Source organism: Promicromonospora sp. NPDC060271 (genome assembly GCF_042726755.1).
GTDB lineage: Bacteria > Actinomycetota > Actinomycetes > Actinomycetales > Cellulomonadaceae > Promicromonospora.
In genome coordinates this window covers 18,966-33,172 of the sequence record NZ_JBHXBG010000001.1, presented here as the reverse complement: position 1 = coordinate 33,172, position 14,207 = coordinate 18,966, and the positions used below count along the sequence as shown (strand labels likewise).

The window sequence follows — 14,207 nt, the reverse complement described above, 5'->3', positions numbered from 1 at the left end:
GTCCCGGACCTGCGCGGCGCTCAGCCGTTCGGCTCCGCGTCGGAGATCTCGGCCAGTGCCGAGGACGGGTCACGTTCGATCGCGAGGTCGCCGATCGAGATGATGCCGACCGCGTCGTTCCCGTCCATCACGGGGATGCGCCGGACGGCGGCGACCCGCATGAGCTCCACCGCCGTCTCCACGGGGACGCCGGGGCCGATCGAGAGCAGCTCCTCGCTCGCCACCTCCCCGACCATCGCCTCGAGGCCGAGTCCTTCGGCCAGACCGCGGACCACGAGGTCCCGGTCGGTGACGATGCCGACGGTGGTCGGGCCCGCCTGCACGACCAGCGCACCCACGTCCTGGGCCGCCATCGTCCGGGCGGCTGTCTCAAGCGTCTCGGACATGCCGATCGTGGTCGGTGCCGGGGTCATGACGTCTGCGACTGTCTGCTGAGCCATGTCTCGCTCCTTCCCTCGGTTCTGCTTGCCAGGCGTTCACCGTGTCGCGCCGGGGCCCAGCTCGCATCCCGGGGCGGTCAGCCCAGCGGCTTCTCGAAGAACATCTGCGCGTACGGGTTGTCCTGGCTGTACGGGGCGATCTCGCGGTAGCCGGCCCGGCCGTACATCGTGATCGCCTCGGTCAGCGCACTGTTGGTGTCGAGCACGATGCGGGAGCAGCCCAGGCCGATCGCTTCGCTCTCCAGCCGCCGGAGCAGCCGCGTGCCCAGGCCGGCGCCGCGCCAGCTCGACGCGACCCACATCCGCTTGATCTCGCCCGTGACCGCATCGAACCTCCGCACCCCGCCGCAGGCCACGGGGGCTCCGTCGCTGGTCGCGACCACGAAGGCGCCGCCAGGCGCACGCAGCGCGTCGGCGCCCTGCTGCGGCGGGTCGGGCACGAACCCGCCCGAGAAGCGGCGGTCGAGCTCGGCGTAGTACTCCCCCAGCGCCGCAGTGGCCGCGTCGCTCACCGGGTCCACGACGCGCAGGTGCACGGTCGCCGCACGGATCAGCAGGTCAGCGGTGCCGAGCGCCTCGTCGAGGCGGGCGCGCTGCCGCTCGGTGAGCGGTTCGAGCAGCGTGCGCGCCTTCTGCTCGGAGCGCTCGTCCAGCTCGCGGTACGCCGCCTGCCCGACGGCGGTGAGCCGCACGATCCGCCGACGCCGGTCAGCCGGGTCCGGCAGCACCTCGACGAGCCCGTCGTCGCTCAGCCGGGACAGGAGCCGGGTCAGGTAGCCCGAGTCCAGGTCCAGGCGCTCGCGCAGCTCCCGGACCGCCGCGCCGTCGGGCCCCACCTCGAAGAGGAGGCGTGACGCGCCAAGCGGCCGGCCCGTGCCGAGGAACGACTCGTCCAGGGCGCCGATGCGCTGGGTGTAGCTGCGGTTGAAACGACGGACGGTGTCGACGAGGGTCATGTCTCTGACTTTAGTCAGAGATTGCGGAGACCGGAACTCGCCGTACGCACGGCGCTCAAGTGGGGCAATCAGCGGCCGCCGTCTCTCAGTTCGCCTAAGTGGACGCCCCCGTCCGTTACCGTCGCCGGCGCAGGAACCACGAACAGAGCAACGGAGACGAACGATGCGAGCAGTGACGATCGAGCGGTTCGGAGACCCGAGCGGCATGACGGTGACGGACCTCCCCGTCCCCGCCGCCGGGCAAGGGCAGCTCGTGATCGAGACCGAGGCGATCGGGGTGGGCGGGGTCGACGCCGTCATCCGGCGCGGCACCATCACCGGCTACGGCTTCACCGAGGGACTGATCCCCGGCAGCGAGGTAGCCGGCACGGTGACCGCCGTCGGGGCGGACGTCGACGGGTCCTGGCTAGGCCGTAGGGTCTGGGCGTTCACAGGCGGCACCGGCGGTTACGTCGAGCATGCCGTCGTCCGGGTGGACGACGTCGTCGCGCTTCCCGAGGAGCTGTCGTCGATCGACGCGGTGACCCTCGGCAGCTCGGCGACCGTGGCGCACTTCGCGCTCGCCCACGCGCACTTCACGCCCGGGGAGTCCGTCCTCGTGCGCGGCGCGGCGGGGAGCATAGGCATCTCGGCCGTCGAGCTCGCGGCACGGGGCGGCGCGAGCGCGGTCGCCGTGACGACGTCGTCGGCCGAGCGCGGCAGCCGCCTGACCGATCTCGGGGCGACACATGTGCTCGACCGCTCCGGCAGCGGGGACGCCCCCGCGTCGTTCGACGTGGTCATCGACATCGTCGGCGGGCCCGATACCCCCGAGTTCCTGGACCGGCTCGCGCCGAACGGACGGCTGGTCCTGGTCGGCGCAGTCGCCGGGTTCCCGTCGGCCGACTTCGGCGCTCGGCTCCTGAGCACGTTCCAGCAGTCCCGCTCGGTCGCGACGTTCAGCCTCGACACGGTGCCGGCACCGGCCCGGGACGCCGTCCGGGCCGAACAGTTCGCCGCCGCGGCGCGTGGCGAGCTGCACGCCGTCGTGCACGACGTGCTGCCCCTGGCCCAGGCGGCCGAGGCGCACCGGCAGATGGACACGGGCACCGTGTTCGGGCGGATCGTGCTGGTGCCCTGACACCGAGCAGCTATCGCCCAGGTCTCGGATGCGCCCAGGAGAGGTCTGCGGGGCGGGCGCGCCGAGGCGGCCGACGGCCCGGGCCCGTGTTCCGGCCCGGCCGGTAGACGATCGCGCCGCGGTCGGGACCGGTATGGCAGCCGATCGAGTAGCGGCTCCGCGGGACGCGCCCAGGTGGGCCCATGCCCGAGGCGGGGGTCCACCCGGGTGCGCCGTCCACAGCCTGAACCCTCACGGGGCGTGGCGGCTCGGGCGCGACGGCGACATAGCTGTGCCCCGTCGGCGTCAACGTCTCGACCGCGTGCCGGCCGTCCATCTCGGTGGCCTTCTGGCTCCAGCCCGGCGCCTGCTTCGCGTGGTTGCAGCGCGCGCACAGGCCCTGGCCGTTGCCAAGGCTGGTCTGACCGCCTTCGGCGAACGGCGTCACGTGGTCGAGGTGCCGCACCGGGGAATCGCACCAGGACGTGGCGCAGATGCCCTGCTCGCGAGCGCGAAGCAACGCGGAGAGGCCCGGCGGGTAGAACCGGGACAGTGACGTGGTCGCCAGCAGGCGACCCCGGGGATCGACATAGATGGCGCGGAGCCAGGCCGCCTCGGCGTCGATCCCGTGCGCGGCGAGCTCACGAGCGACGGGGGCCGGGACCGCGCCCACCCCCGCGGCAGCCCCCTCCAGGACGACCGCCGGCCCCTGGCCACCGGCGAGCAGCGTCCGGTCGGAGACCAGCAGGTTGATCGCGACGGGCACCTCGTCGGCCTTGCCGGGCTCGCGACCGGCAACCCGCTCGATCAGCGTGTCAGCCATGATTTGGCCGACACCTCGCTCGTCGCCGGCCGCCTTCGCCGCGTCAGCGTGGGCCTTGAGCTGCGCGTACGCCTGCACGCCCTGCTGCATCGGCACCAGCGCGGTCAGGTAGACCATCAGGTCGGGTGCCGGTCGCACCGAGACACGGCGTTCCGACACGGCCTTCGCGTTCCGCTTCACGCAGGCGTGCACGTCGAGCTCGCCCGCCAGCTCCTTGATCTGCGCGATCAGCCGCCGGGTGCCCGTCCGAGCGAGCGCAGCCAGGTTCGCGGGCCCGCAGATCCGCTCGTCGATCTGCGCCCGGTGCTCCGCCGACAGGTGGGCGGTCTCGCGCACCATGAGCGTCGCGCGCCACTGCGAGAGCACGCCGGTACGCAGCGCGTCGAAGGTGTGCGGCATGTCGGTGATCCACGCCCTGGCCGTACCGAGGAACACCCCTCCCGGATGCGGGCTGAGCCGCATCGCCGGACCCACCTGGTTCGGCACACCACGACCCCGCCGCTCGGCCCGGACGCCCTGCCTCGCCTCGTCCGCCTTCGTGGCCTCCTCCAGCGCCACCGCCAGCCGGCCCTGGGTAGCCGTCACCGTGTTCTTCACGGCCTCCAGCTCACCGAGCAGGTCCACCCACTCGGCCTGCGCCTCCTTCGAGACGGACGCCGTGTCGGTACCGCCTGGCAGGATCGTGCCGGCCAGCGCCTCGCGCAGCGCCCGGACATCGGCCGCACGCAGCACCGCACCGCCACCAGAGGGCAGCACCGGCCCGCGGGGCTGGTCGCCCGCTCCAGATGCACCTCCGGCTGATGTCATGCCATCAACTTATGGCACACAGGTTCGACTCGCCCGTCGGACGATGCCTCGTACGCCGCCAGCAGAACCCGCCCGTCCAGCGGACTACGCCCGCAGCACCGACTCCGGCACAACAGCCCGCCGAGCGGCCTCGGCGACGATCAGGTCGGCGGTCTCCTCCGCCGTCTGCTCCCCGGAGTCGAGCCACCACCCGAGATCGCCCAGCTCCCGCCGCTGGTTCCGCGCCAGCGGAGCGAAGTCGTAGTCCACGCGAGTCTCGACGGCGCGGGTCGCGTTCCGGTGCCGGGCCACCTCGAGAGGCGGGCACAGCACGACCAGCATCAGCGGCCGCGTCCGCAGGCGCCCGGCGATGAAGCGCAGCTCCTCCCGCGTCTCGACGACGGTGTCGGCGACCGGCGTGAACCCTGCCTCGGCGAAGTTGTCCGCCACCGAGCACAGGTTGATCATCCGGAGCCGCAGCTGATGCTGCCCGTCGGGCCCGGGATTCCAGCGCCCCTCCTCGTCGAGCATGTTCGCCCCGCCGCTGACGAGCATGATCCCGAACACGTCCCCGTCGACCCGCGCCGCCCGCGGCAGCCGCTCGGCGACCAGCTGCGACACCGTCGTCTTTCCAGCACCGGGCGTCCCGGTGATCAGCAGGCAACCGGCCAGAGTCTCCCCAAGATTCACCCGGCCAGCCTCTCAGCAGCCGCAAGTCTTTTAGACGGCGGTGCGGTGGCGGGAGCGGTAGGCCGAGACCTTGACCCGGTTGCCGCACGTCCGCATGGCGCACCACTCGCGCCGGTGACCACGGGAGCGGTCGAGGTAGACCTGGGTGCACTCGGGCCGGCCGCACTCCCGCAGCAGCGCCGCGTCCGGGCCGCCCAGGATCTCGGCGGCCTCACGCGCGATCGCCGCCAGCCCCTGCGCCGCCGTCCCCGAGCGGCGCACGCCGGACGGGCCGAGCTGCACCACGACCGGCGCCTGCGCGGCATGCCGGTTCAGGACGTCGACGGCGGCAGCGTCGGCGTCGCCCGACCCGCCGGCGAGCCGCGCCTCGACCAGCGAGTACACCGCCTCCCGCAGCTCCACCGCGGCGGTCAGATCCGCCTCGTCGGCGCCGGGCGCACCGTCGAGCATCCCCGACTCGACGAACCAGTCGTCGAGCAGCGCGGGCGTGCCGAGCTTCTCGGCAGGGACCGGGTTGCGGCGGGCACGCAGCGTGCCCAGGAAGTCGAGGGCGAGCGTGCCGCAGGGGAAGGCGTGGTTCACGTAACCATTCTGAACGGTGACCAGTGTGACGCACAAGTCCCTGTAACCAGTTTGACGGGTTACACATCCTGTGCCACAGTTCATGTCATCGAGGTAACCACTCAGAACGGTTACCCAGACCAAGGAGCCCGACCATGACCGCCGTCCGCTTTCACCTCGACTCCACGCTCACCCCCGAGGCAGCCATGCGGGTGCTGACCGACTTCAGCCCCGCCCGCGCCGAGGTCTGGCCCACCATCGACGCCGAGCACTTCACGGTCCACGCCCAGGGACCCACCTGGGCCGAGGTGACCGAGGGCACGGCGTCCGCCTGGGAGCACGCCCGCTACGAGTGGGACGACGAGCGCGGCCGGGTGGACATCACCACGCTGGACTCGAAGGTGTTCGGACCCGGCGGCGGCTGGGTCTTCCAGGTCTCCCCCGCCGGGGACGGCAGCCGCATCGACATCGAGCTGACCCGCCGGCCCCAGACCCTCCAGCGCAAGCTGCTCGCCGCCCTGCTGCCCCTCGTCGGCCCCGCCTCGCTCGGCAGGTCCTTCGCGGGCCCGCTGGGCGCCCGGTGACCGGCCCGACCGTCCCCCAGAACCCGTACCAACAACCAGAACCGGAGAACACCATGGAACTCAAGCTCGAGGTAGTCGTCCTGCCCGTCTCGGACGTGGACCGCACCAAGGCCTTCTACGAAGGGCTCGGCTGGCGGCACGACGCCGACTTCTCGACCGAGCGCGGCCTGCGCGTCGTGCAGCTCACGCCGCCCGGCTCGCCGGCGTCGATCATCTTCGGCGAGCACCTCACCGACGCCGCGCCCGGGTCGGTACGCGGCCTGCACCTGATCGTCACGGACATCACCGCGGCACGCGCCGAGCTCGAGGAGCGCGGCGCCGACGTCAGCGAGATCTGGCACGACGAGGACGGCGTCTTCCACTGGGCGGGCACGGCCAACCGCGTCCCCGGCCCGCACCCGGAGCACGACAGCTACGCGTCCTTCGCCTCGTTCGCGGACCCCGACGGCAACGAGTGGGTGCTCCAGCAGGTCGTCAACCGTCTCCCCGGCCGCTGACAGCCCTGGACGACGGAGACCACCATGGAGACGAACCGCGCACCGGAGGAGATCCTGCTCGGCCTGCTCAAGCAGGCCGCCGCGGCACACGGCGTCCACGAGCAGGAGGAGCTGGGCGGTGTCTACGACGAGGCCTGGCCCGAGTGGTACGCCGCGCACATGGCCCGCGCCCTGGTGGAGCAGGGCTACCGCTTGGTACCGGCCACGGACGCACCGGCTCAGGAAACCCTTGAAGGAGACCCGGATGAGCCGCTCTGACCGCTCGGCCCGGGCGGCCGCCGCCGAGACCCAGGCGCTCGACCGCTACGAGAAGATGCTCGGCTCGGCCACGCCCGCCGTGGTCGAGGGGGTGCACGCCGACGCGTTCGGGCGGCTGAGCCCCGAGCAGCGCGCCGCCGTCTTCGACCGGCTCAGCGCGGCCGCGAGCGCCGGCGAGCGCCCCGCCGACGCCTCACCGGCGGCGCTGGCCCGGTCGGCGTCCCGGGCGGAGGCCCGTGAACGGGGTGCGGTGGCCCGGATGCTGGGGACGGACGCTCCCGGGACGGCGCTCAGCAGCGCCGTGGGCGCCGCGATCCTCGGCGCCGTGGCTGCCTACGCCGCGTCGTCGGCGGTCTGGGCGGCGTGGGCGGCGGACGGTGACGAGGAGAGCACCTACGGCGGTGGCGGGATCGGGGACTTCGACTTCTGAGCCGGACTCCAGGTGGGCGGCTCGTCCAGCCAGAGCGCGTGCTCCCGCGCCGCCCACGACTGCCGGACGGCCCCGGTGCGCATGCCGCGCCGGGCCTCCGGGTCGGCCAACGCCTTCAGGACGTGCCCGGCCACGACGATCACGAGGGCGTAGGCGCCGATGTCGTGGACGAGCACGACGCCGGCCCGCGGGACGAACCCGAGCGCGAACTTGAACCACAGCAGGAGCCCGGTGCCGAGCATGACCAGGACGGCGCCCGCGAGCCAGGAGGCCCAGAGCTTCTGGCCCGCGTTGAACTTCCCCGCGAGCCGGCCGCGGTGGGGGTCGGTCGTGCGGAGGCTCGCGAGCCACGCGCGGTCCTGGCCGGTGAACCGGTCGATCCGCCGTAGGTCGGCCCGGAACGCCTGGGACCAGAGCCCGAGCAGGACCGGGACCGGCAGCAGGAGCCCGGACCACTCGTGGAGCGTCTCGACGACGTGCCGCCGGCCCACGAGCTGCGCCACCGGTGCCACGTAGAGCGCGGCCGCGGTGAGCAGGCAGACCGCGAACAGCAGGCCGGTCGCCCGGTGGACGGCCCGCTCGGCGGGACTGAAGCGGAGCAGGCGGGGCTCGTCAGGCATCGACCGGTTCCTCCCCGGGCAGCCACCCGTCCACCGGATAGCCGTAGTCCTCCCAGTACCCTTGCTCGACCTGGGCCGTCACCTCGATGCCGGAGAGCCACTTGGCCGACTTGTAGAAGTACATCGGCGCGACGAAGAGCCGCACGGGGCCGCCGCTGTCGTGCGGGACGGGCTCGTCGAACATGCGCAGCGCGACGAGCACGTCGGCCCGCCGGGCCTGTTCGAGGGTGAGGCTCTCCGTGTAGGCGCCGTCGAAGCAGGTGAACCGCACGGCGGTGCCCTCGTCCCGTACCCCGGCGGCGTCGAGCAGGTCACCGAGGCGGACGCCGGTGAACGGCACGTCGTCGACCTGCCAGCCGTCGGTGCACACGGCGTCGTGCACGACCGTGGTCTGCGGCAGCGCCGCGAGCTGGTCGAGCGTGTACGTCGCCGGCCGGTCGACGAGCCCGCCGACGGTGAGCCGGTAGGTCGCCGCGTCCTTGCGGGGCACGGAGCCGACGATGCTGAAGTAGCGGAACCCGCGGTCGTCCGGCACGACGCCCGGGGCGACCCGGGACAGGGCCGAGCGAACGCCGCTCAGGCCGCGCTGCACGGCGGGCCCCACGGCCAAGCCCGCCCCGCCGAGGCCGAGCATCGCCAGCACGATCCGGCGGCCCACCGGCCGCCCGCCGGGTCCCTGGTCCGGGGGTCCGGGAGCTGCGGCGGTCACAGCGCGTCGGCGTCCACGACGGCCCGGGCGAACTCGGCCGGAGCCTCCTGGGGGACGTTGTGCCCGATGCCTCGGAACGTGCGGTGGTCGTACGGGCCGGTGAAGTACGACCGGTACATCGAGCCCTCGCCCGGCGGCGTGAACGGGTCGAGCTCGCCGTCGATGGTGATCGTCGGGACGCCGATGGTCGGCCTTGCGGCCAGCCGGCGCTCGAGCGCGTCGTACCGGGGGTCGCCCTCGGCCAGCCCGAGCCGCCACCGGTAGTTGTGGATCACGACGTCGACGTAGTCCGGGTTGCTGAACGCCGCCGCCGTCCGAGCGAACGTCGCCTCGTCGAACTTCCAGGTCGGTGAGCTGAAGGTCCAGACCTGCCGGGCCAGCTCGACCCGGTACTCCGGGTTCTCCATCCCGCGCCTGCCACGTTCGGTGGCGAAGTAGTACTGGTACCACCACGCCCACTCCGCCATCGGCGATATCGGGTTCTCGTTGGCCTCACGGTTGGTGATGAGGTAGCCGGTCACCGACACGAGCGCCTTGACCCGGTGCGGCCACAGCGCGGCGATGATGTCGGCCGTGCGGGAACCCCAGTCGTACCCCGCGAAGACCGCCCGCTTGATCCGCAGCGCGTCGAGCAGCGCGACGACGTCGAGGGCCACGACCGACTGCTGGGCGTTGCGGAACGTCGATGCCGACCGGAACGTGGTGGTCCCGTGGCCGCGCAGGTAGGGCACGATCACCCGGTACCCGCGCGCGGCGAGGATCGGCGCGACGTCCGCGTAGCTGTGGATGTCGTAGGGCCAGCCGTGCAGCAGGACGACGGGCTTGCCGTGCGCCGGCCCGAGCTCGGCGTAGCCCATGTTCAGCTCGCCGGCGTCCACCTGACGCATCCGTTCGAACGCCGGAGCCACGGGCGCCTCGGTCGGGGCCGGGCTGCTCGGAGCGCCGGGGCCTGGCCCGGCGGCTGCTGCCGGAGCCGCGCCGAGCGCCGTGGCGGACGCCACTGCCAGCCCGAAGGCCTTGCCGAAGGTTCTTCTGTCGATCATGGGGTGGCTCTCCTGCCGGGTCGGTGCTCGTTCGTGCTCACCGTCGCCCGGCCCGGGCCCGTGGCGAACCAGGGTGTCCCCCTGGTCCGCACCCTGGCGTGGCTCAGACCGCGCGGAGCGCCTGGCGCAGCTCCGTGCGGCGGCTGATCCCGAGCTTCGTGTAGACCTTGCGCAGGTGCCACTCCACGGTGCGCGGGCTGATGAAGAGCCGGCCCGCGATCTCGGCGTTGGTGGCGCCGTCCATCGCGAGCCGTACGATCTCGGCCTCCTGCTCGGTCAGTGCCGCCGCGGGATCGGCCGTCCGCACACGGACGGTCTCGCCGCAGGCCAGCAGCTCGCGCCGCGCACGCTGCGCGAAACCCTCCATCCGGGATCCGACGAGGACGTCGTGCGCGAGCCGCAGCTGCTCGCGTGCGTCCGTCCGGCGGTGCTCGCGGCGCAGCCACTCGCCGTACACGAGGCGGGTACGCGCGAGCAGCGCCGTCAGGCGGGTGCGGGCGAGCCGCTGGATCGCCTCGAGGTAGGCGTCCTCTGCCTCGGTGCCCTCGCTCAGCAGCGCCCGGCTGCGCGCGGCGGCCCCGAGGGCCCAGTCCGTCCCGCAGGCCTGGGCCATCTCGTCCAGGCGGGCCAGGGCGTTCTTCGCGCGGCCCGGCTCGTTCACCCGGGAGGCGGCCTCGGCGAGCTCGACCAGCGACCAGGAGCCCAGACCCAGCTCGTCGGGGTAGGCACTGCCCTCCTCCGCGGCGGCGAGTGCCTGTTCGTAGTGGCCGAGGCCGTTGTGCAGCACCGCCGCGGCCCACGCGGACGCCGGCAGCCAGTGCCCCTCTGCACGTGCCGCTGCCTCGGTCGTGGTGGCGGTGAGCAGCGTCGTCGTCCGCTCCTCCTGCCCACGCAGGGCCGCGGCGAAGACGGCTCCGTAGGGCAACATCGGCAGGGTGCCGGTCGCCTCCGCGATCATGGCGCCCTCCTCCCCCGCCGCCTGCGCGCCGTCGGGGTCGCCCTCGAGCGCCAGCAGGGCGGCGCTCGAGAACAGCAGGGGCGGCAGGACGCGCAGCTGGCCGTGCTTCCTCGCGGCCTCGACGGAGCGGACCGTGAGCGAGTGCCAGGTCTCGTCGTCCCAGACGTCCTGCGCCATCCGGCAGACCAGGGGCATCCAGGCCAGGTGGGGCAGGACCTCCCAGTCCGTGCCGAACCCGACCTCGCGCACCGCGCCCCGCAGGGTCGGGGCACCGGCCGCGTAGCCGGCCGTGACCACGGTGGACATGCCCGCGAGCAGGTCGTCGCACACCGGCCGGCCGTCGTCGGGACGCGCGAAGGCCAGGAGCGCCGTCGCGACCTCCCGCACGCTGCCGGACCGGGCGAGCCGGCCGCAGACCAGGGCGGCCTGCAGGGCGTCGCGGTACGTGTCTCGCGCCAGGCCGGGATCCAGCGCCTCCAGGCGCCTGGCGACCGGCAGGAGCGGGCCGTCCCGGCCGTCGCCCCGGGCGCCCGCGATCTGGGCCCGGAGCAGGTCCGCGCGAGCGCGCACCAGCTCGTCCGCCGGGCCGGACTCGACAGCGGCCAGCAGGCTGAGCGCCCGTTCCGGCGCCCCCGTGAGGAACTTGGCTCGGGCGGCGTGCAGCGCCCGCTCGGCCCGGAGCGCCGGGTCCGGCGTCAGCTCCGCCGAACGCTGGCGGAAGGCTGCTGCGGCGGCGACCCCGCCCCGGGCCTGCGCCCGCGCCGCGCACCGCTCGAGCTCGGCCGCCACGTCCTCGTCCGGTCCGGACACCGCATGTGCACGGTGCCAGGCGCGCCGCTCGGGGTCGGCGGCGGGATCGGCGGCCTCGGCGAGAGCGCGGTGCGCGGCCCGGCGCGCGTCAGGGTCCGCGGCCCGGTAGACGGCCGACCGGGCCAGCGGGTGCGCGAACCGCACCTGGTCGCTCACGTCGAGCAGCCCTGCCGCCGCGGCCGGCTCGGCGTCCGCCGGAGCGACCCCGAGCGCGGAGGCCGCTCGCCAGACGAGAGCCGGATCCCGCCCGGGCTCGGCGGCGGCGACCAGGAGCAGGGTGCGTGTCTCGGGCGGGAGCTGGGCCAGCCGCCGCTCGAAGACCTCCTCCATCCGGCCGGCGAGCGGGCCGGTCCCCGGCAGCCCGTAGCCGCCCGCCATCTGCTCCGGGGTGAGCCCGCGGACCAACTGCGTCAGGGCCAGCGGGTTGCCCTGGGTCTCCGCGACCATCCGGTCCCGCACCCTGGCGTCCACCGGTCCGGTGAGCTCGGCATCGAGCAGGAGGTGCGCGTCGCGGTCCGAGAGCCCGCCGACGGACAGCTCCGGCAGGCCCCGCACCGTCTGCTCCTGGCCCAGCCGCTCCGCGAAGACGAGTGCCACGGGCAGCGGCTCCGGCAGCCGGCGCGCGACGAAGTTGAGGGTCTGCGCCGAGGCGTTGTCGAGCCACTGCACGTCGTCGACAAGGCAGATCAGCGGACGTTCCTCCGCGGCCTCCGCCAGCAGGCTCAGCACCGCGAGGCCGACCAGGAACCGGTCGGGGGTCTCACCCCGGCGCAGGCCGAGCGCCGTGCTCAGCGCGTCTCGCTGCGGCTCGGGCACGCGGTCCAGCCGGTCCAGGAGGAGAGCGCAGAGCTGGTGCAGACCGGCGAACGCAAGCTCCATCTCCGACTCGACCCCGACCACCCGCGCGACCCGGCACCCGTGCGCACGGCCCGCGAGGCGGCTGAGGAGCGCCGTCTTGCCCACGCCTGCGTCGCCCCGCAGCACGAGCGCCTGGCTGCGGCCCTCCCGGACGCCCGCCACCAGGTCGTCGAGCACCCGGTTCTCCCGCCGCCTGCCCACCAGGGGCTCCCCGGGTGTGCTCCCGCCGGGTTCCGCGGGATCCGGGTGCTGGGTCCAGGCGGCCATGGCGGATCGTCCTCTCTCGCGGGGCCGGTCCGACCCCTCCTCGCGCCCGGCAGTCCTGGCCCGCGCGCCGGTGTCGTGCACGGCATCGGCGCCCGTCATCCGGCAGCCCAAGCCTAGGGCCTGGCCCGTGGTGTGCCCGGGTACGTACCAGGGGCCGCCCCTGGCGCGCCCGTCGACCGGCCGCACCACCGTGGGCCCCATGCGAAAGAAGCTACTGACCCTGACCGTGTCACTGGCCGCGACCGCGGCCGTGCTGGTCCCGATGACCGCCGGGGCCGCGCCCCTGGCGGGCGACCGCGCCGATACCGTCCCCACCGGATCGCCGACGGCGGCCTGCGCACCCGTCCAGGTCTCGCCGCCGTCCGGCGCACGCGTCGTCTCCGTCACGGCGGAGGCGCGTGCCGCCGGCACGTACACGTTCCCCGCGACGCCGCTCGGCGCGCCCGCCCCGATCACCGATGTGCCCGACTGGTGCGACATCACCGTCACGCTGACCCACCGCGGCGCCGACGACAGGGTGGCTGTCAAGGTGGGGCTGCCGCAGGACCGCACCCTGTGGACCGGCCGGTTCCAGGCCGTCGGGGGCAGCGCCTACCAGGCCGGGGACTTCGGCGCGCCGCTGGTCCAGGGGGTCAAGGACGGCTACGCGACGGCGTCGACCGACGCGGGCGTGAAGACCGGGCTCGACGCGAGCTGGGCGCTCACGCCCGACGGCACGCTGAACCAGCCGCTCCTGACCAACTTCGCGTCCCGCTCGGTGCACGAGCTTGCCGTGGTCGGCAAGGCCGTGACCAAGGCGTTCTACGACGCGCCCGCGCGCTACGCGTACTGGAACGGCTGCTCCACCGGGGGCCGCCAGGGCTACCTCGAGGCGCAGGAGCACCCGCGTGACTTCCAGGGCATCCTGGCCGACGCCCCGGCCGTGAGCTGGGACCGGTTCGCCGTCGCCACGCTCTGGCCGCAGGTCGTGTTCCACGAGGAGGGTGTCTCGCCCACCCCGTGCGAGCTCGGCGCGTTCAACGACGCGGCGGTCGCTGCGTGCGACACCATCGACGGCGTCCGGGACGGCGTCATCGACGACCCGCAGGTCTGCGGGTGGGACCCGCGTGAGCTCGTCGGTACCCAGGTGGACTGCGGTGACCGCACGGTCACCATCAGCGCAGGCGTGGCGGACGCCGTCCGCAAGATCTGGGCCGGTCCCGTCTCGGCCGACGGCCGCAAGCTCTGGTACGGGCCGAACAAGGGCGCCGACTTCACCTGGCTCGCCACGCCCGGCCAGCCGTTCGGCGTGGCGGACCTCTGGGTCAAGAACTTCGTGGAGCGGGACCTCGGGCTCGACACCACCGCGCTGTCGTACGAGCAGTTCGAGCAGATCTTCCGCAGCTCGCAGCGCCAGTTCCACGACGTCATCGGCAGCGACGACCCCGACCTGTCGGCGTTCGCGCAGGCCGGCGGCAAGCTCCTGAGCTGGCACGGGCAGGCGGACCAGCTCGTGCCCACGCAGGGCACCGTCGACTACCGCGAGCGCGTCGAGCGGCGCCTCGGCGGCTCCGAGCGGGTCGACCGCTTCTACCGGCTGTTCCTGCTGCCGGGCGTGGAGCACTGCGGTGGCGGGTCCGGTACCCAGCCGACCGACGCCCTCGGAGCACTCGTGAGCTGGGTGGAGCAGGGCAAGGTCCCCGCGACGCTCGCCACCTCGGCCACCCGCACGGACGGCACCAGGGTGACCCGCGACGTCTGCAGCTACCCGCACCGGACGCGCTACACGGGCGGTGACCCTGCGTCGGCGTCGAGCTACCGCTGCACCGCCAGCTGACC

At 73.8% G+C, this 14,207-nt stretch carries 15 protein-coding genes; 6 read left to right on the top strand and 9 right to left on the bottom strand.

What is annotated here, in order from left to right:
- Positions 1 to 20 precede the first annotated feature (20 nt).
- Positions 21 to 440: a CBS domain-containing protein gene (locus tag ACFWE2_RS00150; RefSeq protein ID WP_377222171.1), complete on the bottom strand. Its 420-nt coding sequence runs from the start codon at positions 438 to 440 to the stop codon at positions 21 to 23.
- A gap of 77 nt (positions 441 to 517) precedes the next feature.
- Positions 518 to 1,396, bottom strand: coding sequence for a GNAT family N-acetyltransferase (locus tag ACFWE2_RS00145; protein WP_377222170.1), 879 nt, complete (start codon positions 1,394 to 1,396; stop codon positions 518 to 520).
- A gap of 163 nt (positions 1,397 to 1,559) precedes the next feature.
- Here ACFWE2_RS00145 and ACFWE2_RS00140 point away from each other — a divergent pair, with 163 nt between their 5' ends.
- The gene (locus ACFWE2_RS00140; protein ID WP_377222169.1) at positions 1,560 to 2,516 is read left to right on the top strand and encodes a zinc-binding dehydrogenase; all 957 of its coding nucleotides are present in this window, start codon (positions 1,560 to 1,562) and stop codon (positions 2,514 to 2,516) included.
- A gap of 10 nt (positions 2,517 to 2,526) precedes the next feature.
- Here the strand turns inward: ACFWE2_RS00140 and ACFWE2_RS00135 are convergent, their stop codons facing one another.
- The 3 genes from ACFWE2_RS00135 to ACFWE2_RS00125 form a co-directional block, all read right to left on the bottom strand.
- The gene (locus ACFWE2_RS00135) at positions 2,527 to 4,125 is read right to left on the bottom strand and encodes an HNH endonuclease (protein WP_377222168.1); all 1,599 of its coding nucleotides are present in this window, start codon (positions 4,123 to 4,125) and stop codon (positions 2,527 to 2,529) included.
- 84 nt (positions 4,126 to 4,209) lie between these two features.
- Entirely contained in the window at positions 4,210 to 4,794 is a 585-nt protein-coding gene (locus tag ACFWE2_RS00130; RefSeq protein ID WP_377222167.1) for an AAA family ATPase, read from the bottom strand.
- Between the two features lie 30 nt (positions 4,795 to 4,824).
- Positions 4,825 to 5,376, bottom strand: a complete 552-nt coding sequence (locus ACFWE2_RS00125) for a CGNR zinc finger domain-containing protein (protein WP_377222166.1) — start codon at positions 5,374 to 5,376, stop codon at positions 4,825 to 4,827.
- A gap of 134 nt (positions 5,377 to 5,510) precedes the next feature.
- Here ACFWE2_RS00125 and ACFWE2_RS00120 point away from each other — a divergent pair, with 134 nt between their 5' ends.
- Genes ACFWE2_RS00120 through ACFWE2_RS00105 form a run of 4 tightly spaced genes read left to right on the top strand, consistent with a single transcriptional unit; the run spans position 5,511 to position 7,124 of the window.
- Complete coding sequence (locus tag ACFWE2_RS00120; protein WP_377222165.1) at positions 5,511 to 5,939, top strand: hypothetical protein; 429 nt, start codon at positions 5,511 to 5,513, stop codon at positions 5,937 to 5,939.
- Between the two features lie 53 nt (positions 5,940 to 5,992).
- The gene (locus ACFWE2_RS00115; RefSeq protein ID WP_377222164.1) at positions 5,993 to 6,436 is read left to right on the top strand and encodes a VOC family protein; all 444 of its coding nucleotides are present in this window, start codon (positions 5,993 to 5,995) and stop codon (positions 6,434 to 6,436) included.
- Between the two features lie 24 nt (positions 6,437 to 6,460).
- Entirely contained in the window at positions 6,461 to 6,694 is a 234-nt protein-coding gene (locus ACFWE2_RS00110; RefSeq protein WP_377222163.1) for a hypothetical protein, read from the top strand.
- On the top strand, positions 6,681 to 7,124 hold the full coding sequence (locus ACFWE2_RS00105; RefSeq protein ID WP_377222162.1) for a hypothetical protein: 444 nt from the start codon (positions 6,681 to 6,683) through the stop codon (positions 7,122 to 7,124). Before ACFWE2_RS00110 ends, ACFWE2_RS00105 begins: the two co-directional genes overlap by 14 nt.
- Here the strand turns inward: ACFWE2_RS00105 and ACFWE2_RS00100 are convergent.
- From ACFWE2_RS00100 to ACFWE2_RS00085, 4 genes are all read right to left on the bottom strand, one after another.
- Complete coding sequence (locus ACFWE2_RS00100; RefSeq protein WP_377222161.1) at positions 7,088 to 7,744, bottom strand: cytochrome b/b6 domain-containing protein; 657 nt, start codon at positions 7,742 to 7,744, stop codon at positions 7,088 to 7,090. The two genes, ACFWE2_RS00105 and ACFWE2_RS00100, sit on opposite strands and share 37 nt — an antisense overlap.
- Complete coding sequence (locus ACFWE2_RS00095; RefSeq protein WP_377222160.1) at positions 7,737 to 8,453, bottom strand: molybdopterin-dependent oxidoreductase; 717 nt, start codon at positions 8,451 to 8,453, stop codon at positions 7,737 to 7,739. The genes ACFWE2_RS00100 and ACFWE2_RS00095 overlap by 8 nt, the downstream gene beginning before the upstream one ends.
- Positions 8,450 to 9,496, bottom strand: a complete 1,047-nt coding sequence (locus tag ACFWE2_RS00090; RefSeq protein ID WP_377222159.1) for an alpha/beta fold hydrolase — start codon at positions 9,494 to 9,496, stop codon at positions 8,450 to 8,452. Before ACFWE2_RS00090 ends, ACFWE2_RS00095 begins: the two co-directional genes overlap by 4 nt.
- Before the next feature lie 103 nt (positions 9,497 to 9,599).
- On the bottom strand, positions 9,600 to 12,590 hold the full coding sequence (locus ACFWE2_RS00085) for an ATP-binding protein (RefSeq protein WP_377222158.1): 2,991 nt from the start codon (positions 12,588 to 12,590) through the stop codon (positions 9,600 to 9,602).
- Between ACFWE2_RS00085 and ACFWE2_RS00080 the strand changes: the two genes are divergently transcribed.
- Positions 12,589 to 14,205, top strand: a complete 1,617-nt coding sequence (locus ACFWE2_RS00080; RefSeq protein WP_377222157.1) for a tannase/feruloyl esterase family alpha/beta hydrolase — start codon at positions 12,589 to 12,591, stop codon at positions 14,203 to 14,205. The two genes, ACFWE2_RS00085 and ACFWE2_RS00080, sit on opposite strands and share 2 nt — an antisense overlap.
- The last annotated feature ends 2 nt before the right edge of the window (positions 14,206 to 14,207 follow it).